This is a genomic window from Fenollaria sp. (assembly GCF_057222035.1).
The window spans coordinates 281250-302113 of record NZ_JBXXYC010000001.1 but is presented as its reverse complement, the minus strand read 5'-3'; the positions used below and the strand labels follow the sequence as shown (position 1 = coordinate 302113).

The 20864-nt window shown below is 33.6% G+C and carries 20 protein-coding genes; 3 read left to right on the top strand and 17 right to left on the bottom strand.

Annotated features, from left to right (window positions below):
* Position 1: 1 nt before the first annotated feature.
* From citF to AC2UOP_RS01545, 10 genes are all read right to left on the bottom strand, one after another.
* A complete protein-coding gene (gene citF / locus AC2UOP_RS01590; protein ID WP_484832399.1) occupies positions 2 to 1465 on the bottom strand; it encodes a citrate lyase subunit alpha in 1464 nt (487 codons plus the stop codon).
* Positions 1452 to 2321, bottom strand: coding sequence for an HpcH/HpaI aldolase/citrate lyase family protein (locus tag AC2UOP_RS01585; RefSeq protein ID WP_484832398.1), 870 nt, complete (start codon positions 2319 to 2321; stop codon positions 1452 to 1454). Before AC2UOP_RS01585 ends, citF begins: the two co-directional genes overlap by 14 nt.
* Positions 2311 to 2592, bottom strand: coding sequence for a citrate lyase acyl carrier protein (gene citD / locus AC2UOP_RS01580; protein ID WP_484832397.1), 282 nt, complete (start codon positions 2590 to 2592; stop codon positions 2311 to 2313). Before citD ends, AC2UOP_RS01585 begins: the two co-directional genes overlap by 11 nt.
* On the bottom strand, positions 2571 to 3137 hold the full coding sequence (locus AC2UOP_RS01575) for a Fe-S-containing hydro-lyase (RefSeq protein ID WP_019213543.1): 567 nt from the start codon (positions 3135 to 3137) through the stop codon (positions 2571 to 2573). Before AC2UOP_RS01575 ends, citD begins: the two co-directional genes overlap by 22 nt.
* A gap of 13 nt (positions 3138 to 3150) precedes the next feature.
* On the bottom strand, positions 3151 to 3990 hold the full coding sequence (locus tag AC2UOP_RS01570; protein WP_019213542.1) for a fumarate hydratase: 840 nt from the start codon (positions 3988 to 3990) through the stop codon (positions 3151 to 3153).
* A 66-nt stretch (positions 3991 to 4056) separates the two neighbouring features.
* On the bottom strand, positions 4057 to 5295 hold the full coding sequence (locus AC2UOP_RS01565) for a methylaspartate ammonia-lyase (protein ID WP_085840186.1): 1239 nt from the start codon (positions 5293 to 5295) through the stop codon (positions 4057 to 4059).
* 25 nt (positions 5296 to 5320) lie between these two features.
* A complete protein-coding gene (locus AC2UOP_RS01560) occupies positions 5321 to 6775 on the bottom strand; it encodes a methylaspartate mutase subunit E (RefSeq protein ID WP_019213540.1) in 1455 nt (484 codons plus the stop codon).
* Between the two features lie 9 nt (positions 6776 to 6784).
* A complete protein-coding gene (glmL, locus tag AC2UOP_RS01555; protein WP_019213539.1) occupies positions 6785 to 8164 on the bottom strand; it encodes a methylaspartate mutase accessory protein GlmL in 1380 nt (459 codons plus the stop codon).
* Positions 8165 to 8587 carry a methylaspartate mutase subunit S gene (gene glmS / locus AC2UOP_RS01550; RefSeq protein WP_019213538.1) on the bottom strand — a complete coding sequence of 141 codons (423 nt, stop codon included), beginning with the start codon at positions 8585 to 8587 and terminating at the stop codon, positions 8165 to 8167.
* Between the two features lie 218 nt (positions 8588 to 8805).
* Positions 8806 to 9543 carry a copper homeostasis protein CutC gene (locus AC2UOP_RS01545; RefSeq protein ID WP_484832396.1) on the bottom strand — a complete coding sequence of 246 codons (738 nt, stop codon included), beginning with the start codon at positions 9541 to 9543 and terminating at the stop codon, positions 8806 to 8808.
* 134 nt (positions 9544 to 9677) lie between these two features.
* Here AC2UOP_RS01545 and AC2UOP_RS01540 point away from each other — a divergent pair, with 134 nt between their 5' ends.
* Positions 9678 to 10577, top strand: coding sequence for an alpha/beta fold hydrolase (locus AC2UOP_RS01540; RefSeq protein WP_484832395.1), 900 nt, complete (start codon positions 9678 to 9680; stop codon positions 10575 to 10577).
* A gap of 17 nt (positions 10578 to 10594) precedes the next feature.
* Here AC2UOP_RS01540 and AC2UOP_RS01535 read toward each other — a convergent pair whose 3' ends face one another.
* Positions 10595 to 11704: a SpoIIE family protein phosphatase gene (locus AC2UOP_RS01535; protein ID WP_484832394.1), complete on the bottom strand. Its 1110-nt coding sequence runs from the start codon at positions 11702 to 11704 to the stop codon at positions 10595 to 10597.
* 11 nt (positions 11705 to 11715) lie between these two features.
* Entirely contained in the window at positions 11716 to 12840 is a 1125-nt protein-coding gene (locus AC2UOP_RS01530) for a THUMP domain-containing class I SAM-dependent RNA methyltransferase (RefSeq protein WP_484832393.1), read from the bottom strand.
* A gap of 129 nt (positions 12841 to 12969) precedes the next feature.
* On the opposite strand from AC2UOP_RS01530, the gene AC2UOP_RS01525 reads away from it, so the two are divergent.
* Together AC2UOP_RS01525 and tyrS are read left to right on the top strand one after the other, a co-directional pair.
* Positions 12970 to 13323 (top strand): class II SORL domain-containing protein, encoded by a 354-nt coding sequence (locus AC2UOP_RS01525; RefSeq protein ID WP_070599769.1) that lies wholly within the window; start codon positions 12970 to 12972, stop codon positions 13321 to 13323.
* A gap of 118 nt (positions 13324 to 13441) precedes the next feature.
* Entirely contained in the window at positions 13442 to 14662 is a 1221-nt protein-coding gene (tyrS, locus tag AC2UOP_RS01520; protein ID WP_085840193.1) for a tyrosine--tRNA ligase, read from the top strand.
* 97 nt (positions 14663 to 14759) lie between these two features.
* Here the strand turns inward: tyrS and AC2UOP_RS01515 are convergent, their stop codons facing one another.
* The 5 genes from AC2UOP_RS01515 to atpG all read right to left on the bottom strand — a co-directional run bounded on the left by AC2UOP_RS01515 (position 14760) and on the right by atpG (position 20858).
* Positions 14760 to 16247, bottom strand: coding sequence for an alkaline phosphatase (locus tag AC2UOP_RS01515; RefSeq protein WP_484832392.1), 1488 nt, complete (start codon positions 16245 to 16247; stop codon positions 14760 to 14762).
* 133 nt (positions 16248 to 16380) lie between these two features.
* The gene (locus AC2UOP_RS01510; protein ID WP_484832391.1) at positions 16381 to 18141 is read right to left on the bottom strand and encodes a M3 family oligoendopeptidase; all 1761 of its coding nucleotides are present in this window, start codon (positions 18139 to 18141) and stop codon (positions 16381 to 16383) included.
* 48 nt (positions 18142 to 18189) lie between these two features.
* On the bottom strand, positions 18190 to 18588 hold the full coding sequence (locus tag AC2UOP_RS01505) for a F0F1 ATP synthase subunit epsilon (protein WP_484832390.1): 399 nt from the start codon (positions 18586 to 18588) through the stop codon (positions 18190 to 18192).
* Positions 18581 to 19990, bottom strand: a complete 1410-nt coding sequence (atpD, locus tag AC2UOP_RS01500) for a F0F1 ATP synthase subunit beta (RefSeq protein WP_019213528.1) — start codon at positions 19988 to 19990, stop codon at positions 18581 to 18583. Before atpD ends, AC2UOP_RS01505 begins: the two co-directional genes overlap by 8 nt.
* 13 nt (positions 19991 to 20003) lie before the next feature.
* Entirely contained in the window at positions 20004 to 20858 is an 855-nt protein-coding gene (gene atpG, locus AC2UOP_RS01495; RefSeq protein WP_019213527.1) for an ATP synthase F1 subunit gamma, read from the bottom strand.
* Between the last annotated feature and the right edge of the window lie 6 nt (positions 20859 to 20864).

Below are 20864 nucleotides of genomic sequence, written 5' to 3'. Positions count from 1 at the left end.
ATTACACCTCATGAATTTCGTCTAATATAGATCCGTCTCTATATTCACTATATCCGATAATTCTATCTTTCTTTTTTATTTCTTTTGGTTCGCCCATAAAATTATCTGCAATAGCTTTTAGTTCTTGGATTGTCATAACATTTAAACCGTTTTCTTTAAACTTTTCTATTAAGTCTTGTCTTAATGGATTAACTGCTATACCTCTTTCAGTTACAAGTACGTCTATTGTTGTGCCTGGTGTGGCAATTACATCTACTCTATTTTTAATAACTGGTAGTCTTGATGAGAATAGTTTTGAAACAATAATTGACATCTTTGCTCCAGCTGCTGTGTCTTGATGTCCGCCTGATCCGCCCATTAGCACTCCATCAGCCCCCGTTATAACATTGACATTAAAATCAAGGTCAATTTCAGTAGCGCCTAATATAACTACATCAAGGTTATCAACAACTGCTGAAACTTCTGGGTTGCCATATTCAGAGCCGCTCATTCTTAAGTGATTAGCATTCTTTTTAATGGATTCAATTGCTTTAAGGTCAAAGCATTGTACATCATAAAGTGATGTGAATAATCCTTCTTCAAGCATATCTGTTAAATATCCAGTTATACCGCCACTTGCAAATGATCCTTTGATATTTTCTTTAATCATGTAATCTCTTAAAAAGTCAGTAACGGCAAGTGAAATTCCACCCGCGCCACTTTGATAGCTAAAACCGTCTTTAAGTAAACCAGACGCTTTCATAACCTTAAGTGTATCTTTGGCAATCTTTAATCCTACTGGGTCTTTAGTAACTTTTGTAGTACCGGACACAATACCATTCTTATCGCCTATGCTATCAACTTTTAAGATATAATCAACATAATCTTCAGTAATATCGCTTGGATAATTAGGATAATCTACTATTGTATCTGTAATGGCAATTTTCTTTTTAGCGTAAATCGCATCTGCTATAGCGTATCCCATAGATCCGCAAGACGCTTCGCCATTAACTCCAGAGATATTTCCCATAGGGTCACAAGATGGTGCTGCGATAAAAGCGTAATCAATCACAACGTCTTTATCAATTATACTTCTAGCTCTTCCGCCATGTGATTGCATTAATATTTTGCCTTTTAATTTTCCTTTTGAAATAGCTTTTGCTAAATCACCAGATATATATGAAGTAATTATATTTGTTATAGTGCCATCTTCAAGCAAAGGAATAAGTTCTTTATGAACTGGGAATAAAGATGAAGCAACTAGAGTAATATCTTTGATGCCTCTTCTTTGAAGCTCAAGCATCATCATATTTAATACTGCATCACCATTTCTTAAGTGATGGTGTGAAGAAACTGTTATACCATCTTTCAAATCAAGTTTATCGAATAAATCTTTTATATTTTCATAAACTTTACTTGGCTTTGCTTCTTTTTTAGGATAATCTTTTTTATCTAATATTTTAATATCATCATTATAAAAGCTCATCATATTCCTCCTTATAATTGCCAGACATCTTTAATGTATTTATTGCTCTTAAAATTATAGGTCTGTCAACCATCTTACCATCAAGCGAGAATGCTCCAAGGCCTTTTTCTTTAGCGTCTTTAAGAGCTTCCATAACCCTGATTGCGTGATTAACATCCTCTTTGCTTGGAGAGAATATTTCGTTAACTGGGTCAACGTGTCTTGGCGATATTAGTGCTTTACCTGTCATACCCATGGCTTTAGCTTTCTTAGTATCCATAATTAAGCCTTCGATATCATCTGTATCTGTCCAAGGAGTGTCAACTGCTTGAAGGCCAAGTGATTTTGCGCATGAAACTATCCTCATTCTTGAGTATTTAATTTCATCTGATTCTTTTGTTCTTTTTGCTCCTAAGTCTAAAGTTAAATCTTCTGCTCCTAATAATACGCCTTTAACTCTTTTTGATTTTGCAAGGATATTTCTTGCATCTTCAACGCCTTGAGATGTTTCAATTAAGCAAAATATATCATATTTTTGATTATTTTCATCTAAATATTTTGAAAGTGCTTCAACTGATTCTTGAGATGCTTTAGCAAGCATGATTCCATCAAAATTTAAGCCTTTAAGTGCATCTAAGTCCTTATAAAAATAATCAGTATCAAGAGGATTAACTCTTACATATATATCTGAGCCGCCTTTATCTTCAGATTTAAATGTTTTTAAATATTCTTTAACAAGCTCTCTTGCAGCGTCTTTCTGAGGTAATGATACTGCATCTTCTAAGTCTATAATAATAGCATCTGCACCTAATATGTCAGACGATTGAAGCATGCCTGGATTATTGCCTGGCATAAATAACATTGTTCTATAGTTCATTTTGACTCCTTTCGATTGCAGTTCTCATTCTTGCTCTGATAGTAAAGTCTAATGCACCTTTATCGTCAATAACGATGTTTGCCTTAGTAACTCCTTCATCTTCAATAACTTCGTTAACAGCCTTCAAAATCATATCACCGTATTGTTCTTTAACTACAGAGTTCAATGTGATATCGAGTTTATCTGAAGGCTCTATCATTATCATCAAATCGTTTGATTCAAGCGAGCCAGCCTTAGCAGCCTTGCTAATTACTCGTTCTTTTCTTTCCATTCTAAATACTCCTTCTTACCTTCTATATATAAATCTTTACCAGTAGGGTCAACTATAACTGTTGCTGGAAATTTTTCTACAGTTATTTCTCTTAAAGCTTCAGCACCTAAATCTTCATAAGCAATAATCTTAGCAGTTTTTATCCTATCTGCGATTATTGCAGCAGCTCCGCCTATAGCGGCGAAATAACAAGCGCCGTGCTCAACGATTTTAGCCTTAACATTGTCATCTCTCTTGCCTTTACCTATCATACCCATAACGCCAGCGTCCATCATTTGTGGAGCGTATGGATCCATTCTATAGCTTGTTGTAGGTCCTGCTGAGCCTATGACTCTACCTGGCTTTGCTGGTGATGGCCCAACATAGTATATACAAGCTCCTTTTGGATCAAACGGTAATTCTTTTCCTTCGTTAAGTAGTTCTACTAATCTTTTATGAGCAGCGTCTCTAGCTGTATATATAGTTCCTGTAATTAATACGTTGTCCCCTGCTTTTAAATTTTTAAGTGTTTCTCTTGTAAATGGTGTTTTAATTTCTATAGCCATAGTAATATCCCCCTTATAATGAAATAACTTTATGTCTAGCAGCGTGACATTGAATGTTAACAGCTACTGGCAAGCCAGCTATGTGGGTTGGATGAGTGTTTATAAATACTCTTAGAGCAGTTGTTTTGCCGCCAAAACCTTGAGGTCCTATACCTAATTCATTAATCTTTTCAAGTAATTCTTTCTCAAGATCAGCATAGAATGGGTCTTTATTATAATCATCAATATCTCTCATAAGAGATTTTTTTGCCATAATACATGATTTTTCAAAGTCTCCACCAATACCAACACCTACAACTATCGGTGGACATGGGTTTGGTCCAGCAGTTTCAACTGTTTCTAGAATAAATTTCTTAACACCTTCAAGTCCATCAGCAGGTTTAAGCATCTTTTGTTTAGACATATTTTCTGAGCCAAAGCCTTTAGCCGCAAATGATATTTCAAATACATCTCCTTCAACTATTTCATAATGAATGATAGCTGGAGTGTTATCCTTTGTATTTACTCTGTCAATTGGATCTTTAACTACAGATTTTCTTAGGTAACCATCAGTATACGCTTCTCTTACTGCTTGGTTTATAGCATCATTTATAGATCCATCAACATGAACATCTTGACCAATCTTAACAAAGCAAATAACCATACCTGTATCTTGACACATAGGAACGCTATCTCTTTGTGCTAAATTGTCATTATCTATAATAGTTGAAATTGTTTCTTTAGCAAGAGGCCACTTTTCTTTATCTCTTAGTTCAACTAGTCTATCCATTACATCTCTTGGCAATACTGAAGCTATCTCCAAAAGTCCTTCTTTCAATTTTTTAGTGATATCACTACTTTTTATTTCTCTCAAAATTTTACCCCCTATGTATAATATGAAAGTAGCAATAAAATTATTGCTACTTTCAATGAAAAATTATTATCTGTTATTAACTAGTGCTACTACTCTGTTCATTTCGTTATTAACGATCATGATACCTTCGTCAACACCCATACCTGGTTTAGCTAATTGTTGGTCAGCTCCTGTAGCCATAGAAATATTTACTAAAACTTCAGCAGATCTGTTAGTTTCGTTGCAAGTACCACCGCAGTATGCGCCTACGTGGTGATCTTTACAGTATTTAACAGCTTCAATAGTGTTATTGATACCGCCTAAGTCTGGAGTCTTGATTTGAATCATGTGTCCAGCTCCATTATCAACGAAGTAAACAACATCTTCATAAGTGTTGCACCATTCGTCAGCAACTAATTCTACATTAATCTTTTCATCATCAAGCTTCTTAGTTAAGTCTCTAAGAACTTCCATTTGTCTAGTTCTTTCACCCATATCCATAGGTCCTTCAATTCTTAGCTTGAATGGTTTAGCTGCTTCTTCTAGAGTCTTTAGGTATTCAGCCATCTTATCAACATCGTTATTGAATGCATCACCTATAGTTCCATAAACGTCGATGTGGAAAATTGGGTTATATGATTCATTATGTCTATGTTCAAGAATTCTATTTCTTAACCAAACAACATATTCTCTTAAAAGTTCACCGTTTTTACCAGTTTTTTCTTCAACGTTATTGAATAGACCGTGTGGTAAAACGTCAGCTTCTTTTATAATCATTTTATCTGCGTTTAGATATCTATCGTCACCTGATTGAGCAAAGATAGGTACTCTCTTAATTTCAACGCCAGTGTTGTATTCTTTTTTAACTACTTCTGCCATAGTTACCTTGTTAGTTTTAGCAACTGCATCAAGTAAAGCTTGTGTAATACCATATCTTATAGCTGTATGAAGTCTCTTGCCATCAACATGCATGTGATCAAATTCTTCAGCCATTTCCTTGAAAGTAGTTATTTCTCTACCTTCTAGCTTAGGTGCTATGTTTTTATTGATAAATTCAATAAAATCTTCTGCTAAGAAAAGTGGGTCTCTTCCACCTGCTCCTGAGTATTGAACTGCTGCGCAGTCGCCTAGTGCAACTTGTCCGTCATCAAGAACTAACATAACTGAGATTGCTTCACCAGCTTGTCTTATTGCTTTAAATCCTGGTGTAACTGGATCTCCTAAATAGAACATTCCATCATGTTTTGCACCTAATTTGATAGCCTTTTGGTCATCAAAGTAAAAACCTGTCTTACCTGCTGAACAGATAACTTTTTTGATTTTCATAATCGCATCTCCTTTAATATATTAATTATTTTTTTGGTCTACCAATTAATCTACCGAAGCCAACAGCAAATATATCGTCAGTTGTCATGTCAAAGCTTACTGGACGTCCTTCAAATTTTGCTCTTTCTTCAAGTTTTTCTCTATTGATATCAAGTATATCTTTTGTGAATGGTAAATTGCCTGTAAATAAATATCTAACAGCACCGTTATTATCTCTTGCTGGCATCATCTTACCTGCATTGTATTTTGATGGAGCAAATGGTACGTCCATAACTCCTTGTGCAAAGCCTTCTACAGTACCAACTGCTAAGTCACCCTTACCTAATTCGAATAATTTTTCTATGATACATCTTGTTTCAGCTTTAATTAATTCGATTTCAGCTCTTAATTCTTTTCCTTCTGGAAGCAATTGTCCTTCAGTCATGTTTAGGACCATCTTAGTAGCTCTGATACCTTCTGCGTTTGCTTCCTTAGTAGGAATACCAATAGCTTCGTGTGGTGTCTTAACAATAACTTTTGTAGCTCCTGCTAATGAACCAGTCGCTGCACCCCAAGAAATAACTCCAAATGCCTTGGCTTCGTCTTGAGGGAAGCCTCCCATCCATTGGTGGAAAACTGTTGTTATCAATACATCATCATATCCAAATTTCTTTAAGTATTCATTTACTTGTTCTTCAAGTGATCTAATAGCAGCAACGTCTTGAATTAAGTTACCGCATTGACCGTAACCAACTGTTATATTCTTAACGCCTTGTTCAGCTGCAAGTAATGCTTCAACTATAGCAACAGCGTTTGATGTTGATGGTGGGCAAAGTGTACCAGTTAATGGTCCGAATGGCTCTCTGTTGATATGAACACCATTTTCTTCATAAAAGCCAACTAATCTATCGCAATATTGCCAATCATGTAAACATCTATCTATTGGTACTGATTTTGCATAAGGTACGTTATAGCTTATAGCGCCGCCTTCATTTGAAGTATATCCACCTGCATGAATTATTTCAGATAATAATCTTGAGTCTGGTGTACCGTGTCTTGCTTGAAGCGGTTTAGAAACTGCATTATAAACCATTCTACAGCCTTTAACGCCGTGATTAACTGCTGGGAATCCGTTTAATAATGATCTTCCTGCTTTTAATGATTCTTTAATACCAACTTCACATTCATCGTATCTATTTTGTCTTGTATATGAGTCTATTGTTGATGGAAGTAAATCTGCTCCTCCTTGATCTGTTAAAAATGTTAACAATTCAATGTGAGCATCGATTAGTGCAACACCTGCTCTTGGTTGAGCAAGAGTTTTTCCTTCTCTTTTTGCTTTTGCCATTACATCAGCAAAATTCTTTTCTTCAGGAATTTTTTTCAAAAAGTCAATTGCTTCTTGTGAATCAACTTCAGCTCCTGTGGGCCATTGTTTAAGAACTTTTTCGCGCTCCGTGAAAAATTCTTCATCAGTCCATCTTTTATTTTGTACTTTCATAGCTTCCCCCTATATAACTATATATTTCTTCATCATTCTAACTGCCATGTTTTTGTCAACCATAGTTAATAGACCCATTGCAGATAGAATATATCTTTTATCTACTGAAAATTCAGGATATCTTGGTTTTAATGAGTTTAAATCTTCGTTGTCATATAAACCAGCTTTTAATATTTCTTGTGGATGTTCTGAATTTACAAGTATTCCTCCAGTGCCTATCATTAGGTGAAGCTCTGTTAAATCTTTACCTATTTGTTGATACATTGTTCCTAGAGGTGAATATACTGCTTCTACATAGCCGCAGTGCCTTTTCATTGATATATCGACACAAATCTTTGCCATCATTTCATCGAATTTTATTTCTTTTTCATCCGTGAAAACTAAATCAGTATGATTGTATCTCTTTTTAAATTCATCTTCTACATCATACTCACTAACATCTAAGTACTTCTTGATCATTCTTAATCCAGATGCTTCATATACGCTTTCAGATGAATATCTCATTCCTAAGTCGCCCTCAACAGTTCTCTTTGAAAGTGGTTCTTCCAAACCTCTGTAGATTACTCCTGGTTTAGAAGGTGCTCCATCGGCTATTGAGTGAATATCTGTTGTTGCTCCACCTATGTCAACTACGACTAAGTCACCAACGCCATCTTCATCAGGTGTGCCTAAGCTAAGCGCTTCTGCAGCCTTTAAAACGGCTTGTGGTGTTGGCATTAGTATGCCTGAAATATCATCTTCGATGTGAGTCATGCCTTTGGCTTTAGTGATTCTTTCCATAAATATATCTCTGATTGTTTCTCTGGCAGGATTAACGTTGATTTCATTTAGTTTTGGCATAACATTTTCAGTAAGTCTATACTCAACTTTATCTTTAAACACTTTTTCGATATCATCGTAGCTACTTTTGTTGCCAGCAACTACAACTGGCTTTGTAATGCCAAAATCAGCTATCATTTGTGCGTTGTGAAGAATTACTTCAGTGTTGCCTCCATCTGTTCCGCCTGCTAATAGAATCATATCAGCATTAGAATCTCTAAGCTCTTCAGCTTCATGATTGTTCATCTTATATGAATATGTCTTAATAACTCTAGCTCCTGCTCCTAAGGCTGCTCTCTTTGCTGCTTCTGCAGTTAAATCTGGCACTAAGCCAATAGCTGCTATCTTTAAGCCTCCAGCTGCAGATGAACATGCAAGTTTCTTGATTATGTCAATTTCCCCTGTTACTTGTGACATTAATTCCTTATAAGCGTTGTGATATCCTTCAGCTACATCAGTTTCAACTGTTGTGTAGCTTTTTGCTGTTGCAATTATTTCTTCTTTTTCGATATCTATTAGAGTTAATTTTGTAAATGTGCTTCCAAAATCAATAAAAAGATATGCTTTCATTTAATTAATTCCTAAGTCTTTTTTCATGTCTGCTATTGTAATTTCAGGACTTGTTCCTGGTGGATAAACCCTGTTAAAGCCCATATCTTTAAATCTTGGCTCAACTTCTTCCCACTTTTGCTTACCAACAACGATGTTGCCGCCAACATATAGTGGAATGTCTTTAAGACCTGCTTCATCGCACGCTTCTCTCATGCCCTTGCAGTCAATTTCTCCTTGGCCATATAGAGATGATACACAGATAAGGTCAGCATTAGTTTCAACTGCTGCGTTGATGAAGTCTTCTTGAGGTGATAAAACACCAATGTTAACTACATTAAATCCAGCGTTTGTAAAAGCATGGTCCAATATAGTTAAACCAACTGCGTGACAATCTGATCCGATTACCCCTAGGACGATTGTCTTACCATTTTTTTCTTTCATAGTACTCCTCCTATTCAAATAGTATACTCATTTTATCATAAGTACAGAGATTTTTAAAGAGTAAAAACTCATTTTGAAGGCCTTAAAATCGTCAATGAATAAAAATAATGTTACTTTTCAAAATATGTCATTAAGGTAATAAAAATATGAATATTTTTAATATTTTTGCAATTTTGAAAATATTACTTGCAAAATAAAATATTAAATTTTTGTCATATTTATCTAAATGCTTTTATTACCCTATTTAAATATTCTTCATCTGCTAAATAATATGTTCCTTCTTCTTCGTTTGGATTAGTTCCAAAGAAAAGTTTTTTATTTGCAAGTGTTGATTTGTCAATACAAGCCTTATTTGATGATATGTGAAGCTGATTTACTAATAAATTTTCTTTTATAAAATCAATATTATTCTCCCTTACTCCACCAGTAATAAATTCAAGCTTATCATGATACTTTTCATGCAATTCATTTATTATTTTATATGTGTCAGTGATTTTGTTATCTCCGCCCTTTGTTAATACGCGCTTAAATCCCATATCTATAAGTTTTTTACAATTGCCATCTAGGTCTGGATCTATATCAAAGGCTCTATGAAAAACATTGTCCATGCCTTCGCAGTACTTTAGTAGATATTCATTTGCTTTCATATTGATATTTCCATCGTCATTTAAGCATCCAAAAACAAAGCCTTGTACACCTAATTCTTTTAGAGCTATGATATCTTCTTTCATTACATCAAGGTCATATTTCGAGTATGAAAAGCCAGCTTGTCTTGGTCTTATCATGGCAACGAAAGGTATTTCTAATTCATTAAGTACTTTTTTACATAAGCCATACGATGGTGTTATTCCGCCTAAAACAGTTGATGCGATTAATTCAACTCTATCGGCTCCCGCTCTTTGCGCTATAAGTGTTGATTCAAATGAATCAGAACAAATTTCTAGAGTATATTTCATAATTATCCCTCCAATTTGATTATATTACTTGTATTATATCATAAATTGTCGTATAATATGATAATTATTGATTATTAGAAATAAATATAGTATAATATCTGAAAGGGGAAGTAATAAATTTAAAGGTGAGGTATATGGAAAAGAATTATTTAGAATTTACAGCAAAGGACAAGAAGAAAATTAAGTATTTAGAATGGAAAGCTGAAAACCCTGAATTTTGTGTAGAGATTGTTCATGGCATGCACGACCATGCTATGAGATATGATGAGTTTGCTAGATTTTTACAAGCTAATGGCATTTCGTCATACGCTCTTGATCTAAGAGGTCACGGAATGACAGCCGCTGACAAAGAGCACTTAGGTTTAGCTCCTGAAAATAATGCTTGGATGAAGATGGTCGACGATATTGACGTACTTAGTTCAATCATTAAAAAAGAAAATCCAGATAAAAAGATTGCTCTTCTTGGTCACTCTATGGGCTCAATACTTGCAAGGACTTATGCTTATAAATATGGCGATCAAATTGACAAGATGATACTTCTATCTAGCGTTAAAACGCCAGTATTTTTAAATCAATTGTTTAAGGTATTTTTAAAAGTTGTTATCGCCAAGGAAGGCTATGACGCCAAAAATAATTCACTTAATCAAAAATCATTTGACTTTTTAGGTAAAAGTGTTGGAGAAAATATTTTAACATCTGATCCTGTAGAAGCAGAAAAGTTCTTAAATGATGAATATTGTATGCTTAAGTATAGTAACGGTTTTTTCCAAATGCTTATTCACGGTGTTGATAAAGCTTGTAGTAGAGATAATCTTGACTATATTCCAAAGAATTTACCTATATATTTATTCTCTGGAAAAAAAGATTTACTATCAAATTTCGAACAAGGTATTAAACAAATATATGGCCTATTTAGAAGTATTGGTATAGAAAATTTAGAACTAATCGAATACGATGATTTAAAACACGACCTACTTCACGAAATAAATAAAGAAAAAGTTTTTCGAGACATATTAAAAGCTCTTCTTGCTTAAGAAGAGCTTTTGCTTTTTTATTTCATTTTATCAATATCTACTAAAAGCATAGCGAAATCATCTCTTTGATCACCAAATGAGTATTGAAGCACGGCTATGTCTATCGCCTTAAGAAGTTTATTTGGTTTACTTAGTATTGTTTTTATAAGTCTATCTAATCCAAATTCTTCTCCGTGTACGTTTTTGCTCTCGACTATACCATCTGTATATAAGAATAATTTATCACCTGCTCTTAGAGCAGTTTTTTTAACTTCATAGTTGTTTCCTAAATCAACGCTTAAAATAGGCCTACCCTTTGCTTCTAAGACAGATATCTTATTATCATTAAATATTATAGGCATTGAATTATGGCCAGCGTTAGCATAAACAAATTCTTCAGTTTTTGCGTAATAAACTCCATAAAATAGTGTGATGTATCTATCGCTTTGCAAATTTAATTCCAAAAATTTATCACTAATATATTTTAGAGCTAGTTCTGGCTCATAATTATCTTTATTTAAATTTCTTACAGTTTGTCTTATAAACATAGTAAGCATTGAAGCAGCAATACCATGACCAGCAACATCCGCAATATAAATTACATAAGTGTCCTTCTCTACCTCAAATATATCAAACATATCGCCAGAGAGTGTTTCAGTCGCTTCATATAAGTAATCTATAGAGATGTTTTTATACTTTGCTTTAACAGGAAGTATACTCTTTTGAATTCTTTTAGTAATTTCCATGTCGTGAAAAACATTTTCATTGCTTTGAATAAGTTGAAGTTCAAGAACCCTTTCTCTAGTTACATCTCTAAATACTTCAACTATGGCAATGGGGTTCATCTTGTCGTCATATATTGGCGAGCATTTCACCTGATAATAATTTTCACCAATATTTAGCTCCTTTTGTATTATTTCATTCTTTTCAATAGCGCTAGCAGTTTCACTGGTATCAAGCTTTAAAAAATCATCTAAATCGTCTGTATTGCTACCAGTTGGATCATAGCCTACAGCATCTTTGAGAGCTTGATTTGCGTAAAGAATCTTGCCATTAATATTAACTACCTTAACCCAATCAGCCATGGCATCAAGGACTTCAACTGAAAGTATTTTATCTAAAATTTCATCTTTTCTTTCTAGTTCCACAGTATCAACTCCTATTTGTCCGGCTTTTTGCCATAAAATTGGTAATAATAAGTTTTTAAACTTCCGTTGTAAAGCTTTCTGTTCTTGTCAGCCTTTCTCGCAAAATCCCTCTCTATCTGTTCATAAGATGTTAAAACATATATGGACCATGTATCTAAGTTTTTAATCTTCTTACCAAAATCAGTATAAAGAGACCTTAGATTATCTTCTTCAAGACGCTTGCCATAAGGCGGATTAGTAATCATTACACCATAATTATTTTTAATATCTACATCTCTAAAATCTTTTACAAAAAATCGTATGTCGTCACTTAAGCCAAGATTTTCAAGATTGTGTTTTGCTATGGCAATGGATTTGTGTGAGATATCACTCGCATCGATGTAAACCTTTGATTTGTAATCAATTTTTTCCATCGCTTCCATCCTAGCTTTTTTATATAAATCACTGTTTAAAAATTTAAAGTTCATGCTATCAAAATCTCTATCAAGTCCAGGAGCTATGTTTCTTGCAATAAGAAGTGCTTCTATAGGTATGGTTCCTGAACCGCAAAATGGATCAAAGAAAGGTCTATCCTTTTTATAAAAAGATAATTTTACAAGTGCTGCCGCTATAGTCTCCTTTAGCGGAGCGACTACTTGTTTATCTCTATATCCTCTCTTGTGGAGACTATCCCCCGATGTATCAAGAGTTATACTTGCAATATCATTTAAAAGAGATATTTCAAGTCTGTGTCTATGTGATGATTTTGAGAATCTACTTATATCATGCTTCATTTGAAGTTTTTTAATAATAGCCTTCTCAGTAATTCTTTGACAGTCAGATATTGAGAATAGTTTTGATTTATGAGATCTACCCTCAACAATAAAATTAGAATCGTCATCTAAAATATCGTTCCATGGAAGTTCATATATGCCATCAAAAAGCTCTTCAAAGCTCTCAGCCTTGAAGCTCTTTAAGTTTATAAGTACCCTGTCAGCACATCTAAGATTAATGTTTGCTCTTGCTATATCAATCGCATCACCATTAAAATAGATATGACCATTATCAGTCTTAGTTACTTCTAAACCTAAATCATTAAGTTCTCTCTTTACTATGGCCTCAAGGCCAAATGAACTTGTTGCAATTAATTCGTACATAATATCACTTCCCACATAATTATAACACATATTAGCTTATTAAACAATGAATATATTTTGAATAATTTTAAATAAGTGTGTATTAAAAATAATCTTTGGGTATATATGTTTCACAAGGGGGTTGATAAAATGAAATTATCAGAATTAATTAAAAGCGCTGACTGGAAGAGCGAAAAACACGTTCCAGTTATACACGTTGCAAAGGAAGCAGACGATATAAAGGTTTGCGTAAGCGTTGGAGATGAGATTGCTCATCCAAATACACTTGAACACCACATAGCATGGATGAAGTTATTCTTCGTTCCAGAAGGAAAACAAATTCCAGTTGAAGTAGCTAGCTATGTTGCATCAGCTCACGGAGAATCAGATCTATTTACAGAACCTTCTATGAGCGTTAAATTAAAAGCAAACGCTAAGGGCACTCTACTTGCACTAAGCTATTGCAATATCCATGGTTTATGGGAAAACACAGAAGAAATTTAATTTGACTTTTAAAGGATGGGATTATTGCCCATCTTTTTTCATGTCTTTTTTCATGCTTTTAGATTGACAAATTATTTATAAATATGTTATAATCAAGGCAATTTAAAGGAGTGATTATATGAACGTTTTTGACGTATTAAAAGAAAGAGGTTACATAGATAACTGTAATTACGAAAATGAATTAAGAGAATTATTAGATAAAGAGAAGATAACATTCTATACTGGCTATGATGCAACTGCAAACTCACTAACTATAGGTCACTACATTACTCTTATGGTTATGAAACACTTACAAGCAGCTGGTCACAGAGCTATCTGCCTTACTGGTGGCGCTACAACTATGATTGGTGACCCATCTGGTAAGCAAGATATGAGAAAACTTCTTACAGAAGAAACTATCAATGAAAACGCTAGAATCTTCGTTGAACAATTATCAAGATTCATTGATTTTAAAGATGGTAAAGCATTGCACGTTGACAATAAAGAGTGGCTTCGCGATGTAAAGTACCTTGACTTTATGAGAACTATAGGCGTTAACTTCAATGTTTCTAAGATGCTAGCTTATGATTGTTATAAGAACAGAATTTCTTCTGGTTTAACTTTCTTTGAAATGGGTTACATGTTAATGCAAGCTTATGATTTCTTAGAACTATATAGAAAATATGGCTGCGTACTTCAAGTTGGCGGTTCAGACCAATGGGCTAACATGCTTGAAGGAACTGAGCTATTAAATAAACTTGAAGGTAAACAAGCTTATGTAATGACTTTAAAGCTATTAACTAATGCTGATGGTGTTAAGATGGGTAAAACTGTTTCAGGCGCTGTTTGGCTAGATAGAGAAAAAACTACTCCTTACGAATTATTCCAATACTTTAGAAATGTTGATGACAGAGACGTTATTAAATTCTTAAAGCTATTAACTATGCTTCCTATGGAAGAAATAAATGAATTAGCAAAACTAAAAGATAACGAAATTAATAAAGCAAAAGAAATACTTGCATACGAGATCACTAAAGACGTTCACAGTAAAGAAGATGCAGACAAAGCCTTAGAAGCAAGCCGTGCATTATTCAGTGGATCAGCAGATTCAGAAAACATTCCAAGCACTACTATGGATAAAAAGTTATTTGAAGATGGAATTGGCTTATTAAACTTACTTAAAGAACTTAACTTAACAAAGTCAAACTCAGAAGCAAGACAGCTTATTAGTCAAGGAGGTATACTTCTTAATGGCGAAAAAGAAAGTGATGCTTCAAAAGTAATTACACTAGATGACTTTAAAGATGGCGAACTTTTAATAAAGAAAGGTAAAAAAGTATTTCATAAGGTTATTTATTAAATATTAAATAATAAATATTAAATAAATAAATATAAAAAAATAGGGAGCTTCGGCTCCCTATTTTCATCTGTAAGCTAATTTATTTTATTTAAATTTATTATTTTGCCCCTAAAGATTCCATAAGTTTACTATAGATTTCGCTGTCATGATATGTTCCTTCATATAATTCTGCTGTGGCGCCTAATGCGTATATAGGAACTGGAACTGCAGTATGAGCAAATGTTGACCAGCCTATACCAGCTTTGTTATCAATTATATGTGTTAATGTCGCACTAAATGGATCATATCCACCATATAGTAAGTTTGTTTCTATAGATTTAGTTCTCTTATCTTTTTCTTTCATTGATTCAGTAAAAGCTGCTTTTAATTTGCCAAGTTCATAATCATTTAATACGAATAATTCATCTTCCTTCTTAGTGTCTTCATCTTTAACTATTAGACCAAATGATTCCTTAACTAATTTTAGAGCATCTTCAAACTTAAGATTTTTATTGTTTTTCTTTAATTCTTCAAATTTCTTGTCAAATTCAACATAACTTAATTTTTGTTTATCAAATATTTCAAAGTGTGTGTCATATCCAGTTCCTTGATAGCCAAGGCTTAATCCACCTGTTTCGTGATCGGCAGTAACTAGGATTAGTGTTTCGTCTGGATGTTTTTTATAAAATTCTATAGCTTCTTGAACTGCATCGTCAAGCGCAAGTACTTCGTGTATAGATGATAAAGCATCATTTGCATGACATGCCCAATCTATTTTACCAGCTTCAGCCATGATAAAAAAGCCCTTCTCATTATCTAGTACTTCTATTGCTTTTCTAACAGTATCTCTAAGAGTCATATCACCTTTCTTTTGATCAAGTGTATATGGCATAGCTCCCTCATCTTGAATTCTTTCTGTTACAGCAAATACTTTACCAGTATTTTTATTAATTTTTTCAAAATCTTTTTTTGTTTCAGTTACTGTATAGCCGTTTGCTTTTAAAATATCATAAAGATCTTTTTCTTTTTTCTTCTTATCATCACCAGTTCTATGAGCTAGTGATCCACCTGCAAAGTAGTCAAATCCGCTTGTAGCCATTTGTTTACCAATTTCGTAATATTGTTTTCTAGAAGTTACATTAGCATAAAATGCTGCTGGTGTTGCGTGATTTAAGGTAACAGTTGATATGATGCCAATCTTTTTACCTTGTTCTTTCATCTTTTCAGCAACAGTTGTAACATTATTTTGAAGATCACTTGTCTTACCTATAACACCTGAATGAGTCTTAGTTCCTGAGCTGATAGCTGTTGCAGTTGAAGCTGAGTCTGGGCAGAAGCTTGTAGAATCTTCTGTGTTAACAAGACCAACTGTTGGGAATTTATAAAACTCTAATGGCTTTATCTCTACTTTCTTTTTATCTCCAGTGTAGATTTGAGCAGCGTTAACTTGAGCTGCACCCATACCATCACCTATAAATAAAAATACGTACTTAGCCTTTTTGGTATTTTTGCTTTCAGCATAGCTTGTTTCGCTTAAAAATGAAAAACTAGATACGAATATAGCTAGTGCTAAAACTAATACAAAGAATTTAAAATTTTTTTTCATGAAATTCTCCCCTTTCTTTGTATTGATTATAGCTCTTATATGTTAAAAATAAATATAATAGATGTAAACTTTATGTAAAAAAACCTCTCTACTTAATTTAGTAGAGAGGTAAAATAATTTATTTATTATATAATTATTCGGTTAATTTTAAAAACTCATCAATTTCTTTCTTTATAGTTTCTAGTGATGAATCGAAGAATTCTTCTTTAGTAACGTCTATACCAACTGATTTGCAGCAATCTTTAATGCTCATCTTGCCTGTGTTTCTAAGAAGTGTATCATATTTTTCAATGAAAGCGTCTCCTTCTTTCTTGTATATGCTGTATAAGCCTCTTGCAAATAATAGACCAAAGCAATATGGGAAGTTATAGTATCCAAGTCCACTACTATAATAATGTGACTTGCATATCCACATACCTTTATTAAGCTTTTCTGGATCTAGTCCATCTTTAAACGCTTCTTTTTGTGCATTCATCATAATTTCATCGAAATCATCAGCGTCAAGTGCACCATCTTTTCTTCTTCTAAATACTTCATCTTCAAATAAAAATCTTGAATATATGTCAACAACTGTTTGAGCAGCACCAGAAATAATGTTTTCTAGTATAAATATCTTTTCGTCGTCGTTCTTAGCATCTTTTAGTGCAGCGTTATATGTTATTGTCTCTGCAAATATCGATGCTGTCTCAGCTATAGGCATAGTGTAGTCTTGATTAATAGGTTCTTCTTGGAAAATAACTCTTCCGTGATAAGCATGACCAAGCTCATGAGCAAAGGTTATCATTGAATCAAATGTACCACCAAAGTTTGCTAAAACTCTTGATTCTTTTATTGCTGAGCAGCTTGAGCAGAATGCTCCGCCAACCTTGCCTTCTCTTGGCTCTGTATCTAGCCAATTATTTTCAAAAGCGTGTTTAGCAAAATCGCCTAATTTATCTGAGAATGAATAATATTGCTTGATAACAAAGTCTTTTGCTTCATCAAATGTATAAGTGATACTTCCCTTGCCAACTGGAGCAAATGTTTCATAGTATGGAAGCTTATCATATCCAAGTAATTTTGCTTTTCTTTTGAAATATTTAACAAAATCAGGTAAATATTTTCTAACTGATGACCACATAGCATCAAGAATTTCTTTATCAAATCTTGAATCGATTAATGTTTTTGCTAATGGGCTTTCGTATCCTCTTAATTCACATTCATTAATAACTTCGCCCTTAATTGAGCTAAGTGACATCGCGATTGAATCTCTAATTTTGTCATAGCAATCTTCTTCTGCTATAAAACTTTTTCTTCTAAGTTCTTTATCGTCTTCATATTGCAAGTTTCTAATAGCTGGTAAATTTATTTCTTTTACTTCTCCATCAGAAAATTCTACCTTACTAGTAACTCTGCTTGTTAAATTTGAATGAAGTCTGTTCCATTCGTATGAACCTGTTTCTTTTATACGAGCAACAGCTATCTCTACATCGTCACTAAGCGAGTGCTTTGCATTATCACAGCCCTCATTTAAAATAAATCTATATTCTTTTAGAGCGTCCTCTTCATCTATAATCTTATTTATGTCATCAATACTCTTTAAAAATTTATCAAAACTTACTCCAAGTTCGATAAACTCTCTACGAACAGCGATAAGCTTAGATTTTTCAGCAAGTGCTTCTTTATTATTAACGTTTTCGCTTAAATTTAAGGATACGTATCCAAATAGCCTTGCAGCATAATTATCAATGATATTTGCCTTATCTACATATTTAATTAAAACTTTCTTCTTATCATCAAAATTTTCATTTATAAATAAGCTTAAATTCTTTATTTCTTTTAAAATATTGTCATAATCTTCTTTGTACTTAGGATCAGTAAATGATTTGTAGTATGCGGATAAATCCCACTTCATATTGTTCCTCCCCTTTCAAAAAAGAGGGTAGCAAATCGCTACCTTCTTTTAATAATTTTTATTTCCAACATTAATTCTGTTGATTGCCTTCTTAAGTGCAAGCTCTGCCTTGAATGTATCAGTATCTTTGTCTTCAAGTTTTTTACTTGCTCTGTCTTTAGCTCTCTCAGCTCTGTTGATATCTATCTCGTCTTCCCACTCGCAAGCGTCTGAAACAACAGTTATATTATTATTTCTCACGTCAATATAACCGCCAGCGCAGGCAGCAACTTTTCTTTCATCTCCATTTTTAATAACAAGTCTACCAATATCAAGTATTGTTACCAAGGGAGAGTGATTAAGAAGTATTCCTACGTCTCCTTCAATTGTTCTAGCGACAAGCATATCAATTTCGCCTTCGAAAAACAATTTATCAGGTGTAACAACCTTAAGATATAATCTAGTCATTATTTTGCCTCATACTCTCAGCTTTTTTAACAGCATCATCAATTGTTCCAACAAATAAGAATGCTGATTCAGGTAAATCATCATGTTTACCATCGAGAATTTCTTCAAAACCTCTGATAGTTTCAGCTATAGGAACGTATTGACCTTGAATTCCTGTGAATTGTTCAGCAACTGAGAACGGTTGTGACAAGAATCTTTGTATTCTTCTTGCTCTAGCAACAGTTAATTTATCATCTTCTGATAATTCATCCATACCAAGTATTGCGATGATATCTTGAAGCTCTTTATATCTTTGTAGTATTTCTTGAACACGTCTAGCAACTTCATAGTGTTTTTCTCCAACTACTTGTGGATCCAAAATTCTTGATGTTGAATCAAGTGGGTCTACAGCTGGATATATACCTAATTCTGAAATTGAACGTGATAGTACTGTTGTCGCGTCAAGATGTGTAAATGTTGTTGCTGGTGCAGGGTCTGTTAAGTCATCGGCAGGCACGTAAACAGCTTGTACTGATGTGATGGATCCATTCTTTGTAGATGTGATTCTCTCTTGTAATTGACCCATCTCAGTAGCAAGTGTTGGTTGATAACCTACTGCTGATGGCATTCTGCCAAGAAGTGCAGAAACTTCTGAACCTGCTTGAGTAAATCTGAATATATTGTCAATGAATAGCAAAACGTCTTGATGCTTTTCATCTCTAAAGTATTCAGCCATAGTTAATCCTGTTAGAGCAACTCTCATTCTTGCTCCAGGCGGTTCATTCATTTGACCGAATACTAAAGCAGTCTTGTTAATAACGCCAGACTCTTTCATTTCATAATAAAGGTCATTACCTTCTCTTGTTCTTTCTCCAACGCCTGCAAAAACTGAAAGTCCACCATGTTCCTTAGCAATATTGTTGATTAACTCTTGTATTAATACAGTCTTACCAACACCGGCACCACCGAATAGACCTATCTTACCTCCTCTAGCATAAGGCGCTATAAGGTCGATAACTTTTATACCAGTTTCAAAAATTTCTCTACTTGTAACTTGTTCATCATAGCTTGGTGCTTGTCTGTGTATTGGATCGTATCTATCATACTTAGCTTTAGCGTCTTCATCAATGTTTTCACCTAAAACGTTGAATAATCTACCTAAAGTTTTATCCCCAACAGGCACCTTTATTGGGCTTCCAGTATCTATAGCTTCAGCGCCTCTAACTAGTCCGTCAGTTGATGACATCGATATACATCTAACTATATCGTCACCTATGTGTTGACTTACCTCAGCTATAAGAGCTTTACCATTTAAATCAATTTTAATCGCGTTAAGAAGGTTTGGTAGAGAATTTTGTTTAAATCTTATATCAAGAACCGGTCCAATTATTTGTACAACTTTACCAATATTTTGATTTTCCATAATTTCACCCCTTCTAATTTAATGCATTTGCACCTGAGACTATCTCAGTAATTTCTTGTGTGATTTGAGCTTGTCTTGCTCTGTTAAATCTTAGTGACAAGCTCTCAAGCATATCGTTAGCATTATCAGTAGCATTCTTCATAGAATTTCTTCTTGATGCTTGCTCTGAAGCTGCTGATTCAATCATTGCTCCAAATATAGTTATGGATATATAATCTTTAACTAATCTGTTTAATACTTCTTCAGCAGATGGTTCATACTCAATAAGTCTGTTCTCCATATTACCGTCTTTTTCAATAGATTCGGCTGGCAATAGTTTAACCATACTAGGCACTAGGCTTAGTACTGTAGAAAAATGAGTATAAACTAATAGAACTTCATCAATTTCTTTTTTTCTATATAAATCATAACAGATGTTACCAATCTTAGCAGCATTGTTAAATGAAGGTTCTTCTGAAATATATGAAAATTCTTTTACTATGCCATCGTATCTTCTTTTAAAGTACTCTCTTGCTTCAACACCAACAAGTATAAACTTTGTTCCTACTTTATCATCGATATATGATTCAGCTTTTCTTATAACATTTATGTTATATCCGCCAGCTAAGCCTCTATCTGATGTTAAAACAATTATGAGTCTGTTTTTAACTTCTCTTCTTTCAAGCAAATCATACTTAACACCTTTAGTGTTTGCGAGTATTTCTCTAATACTTGATTCAACAGTGTTATAATATGGTCTTGTAAGCTCAAGCTTTTGTCTTGATTTACGAAGTTTTGAAGTAGATACTAATTCCATAGCTCTAGTAATTTGCTTTATATTAGATACACTTTTTATTCTTCTTTTAATTTCTTTACTTTGTTCAGCCATAATAAA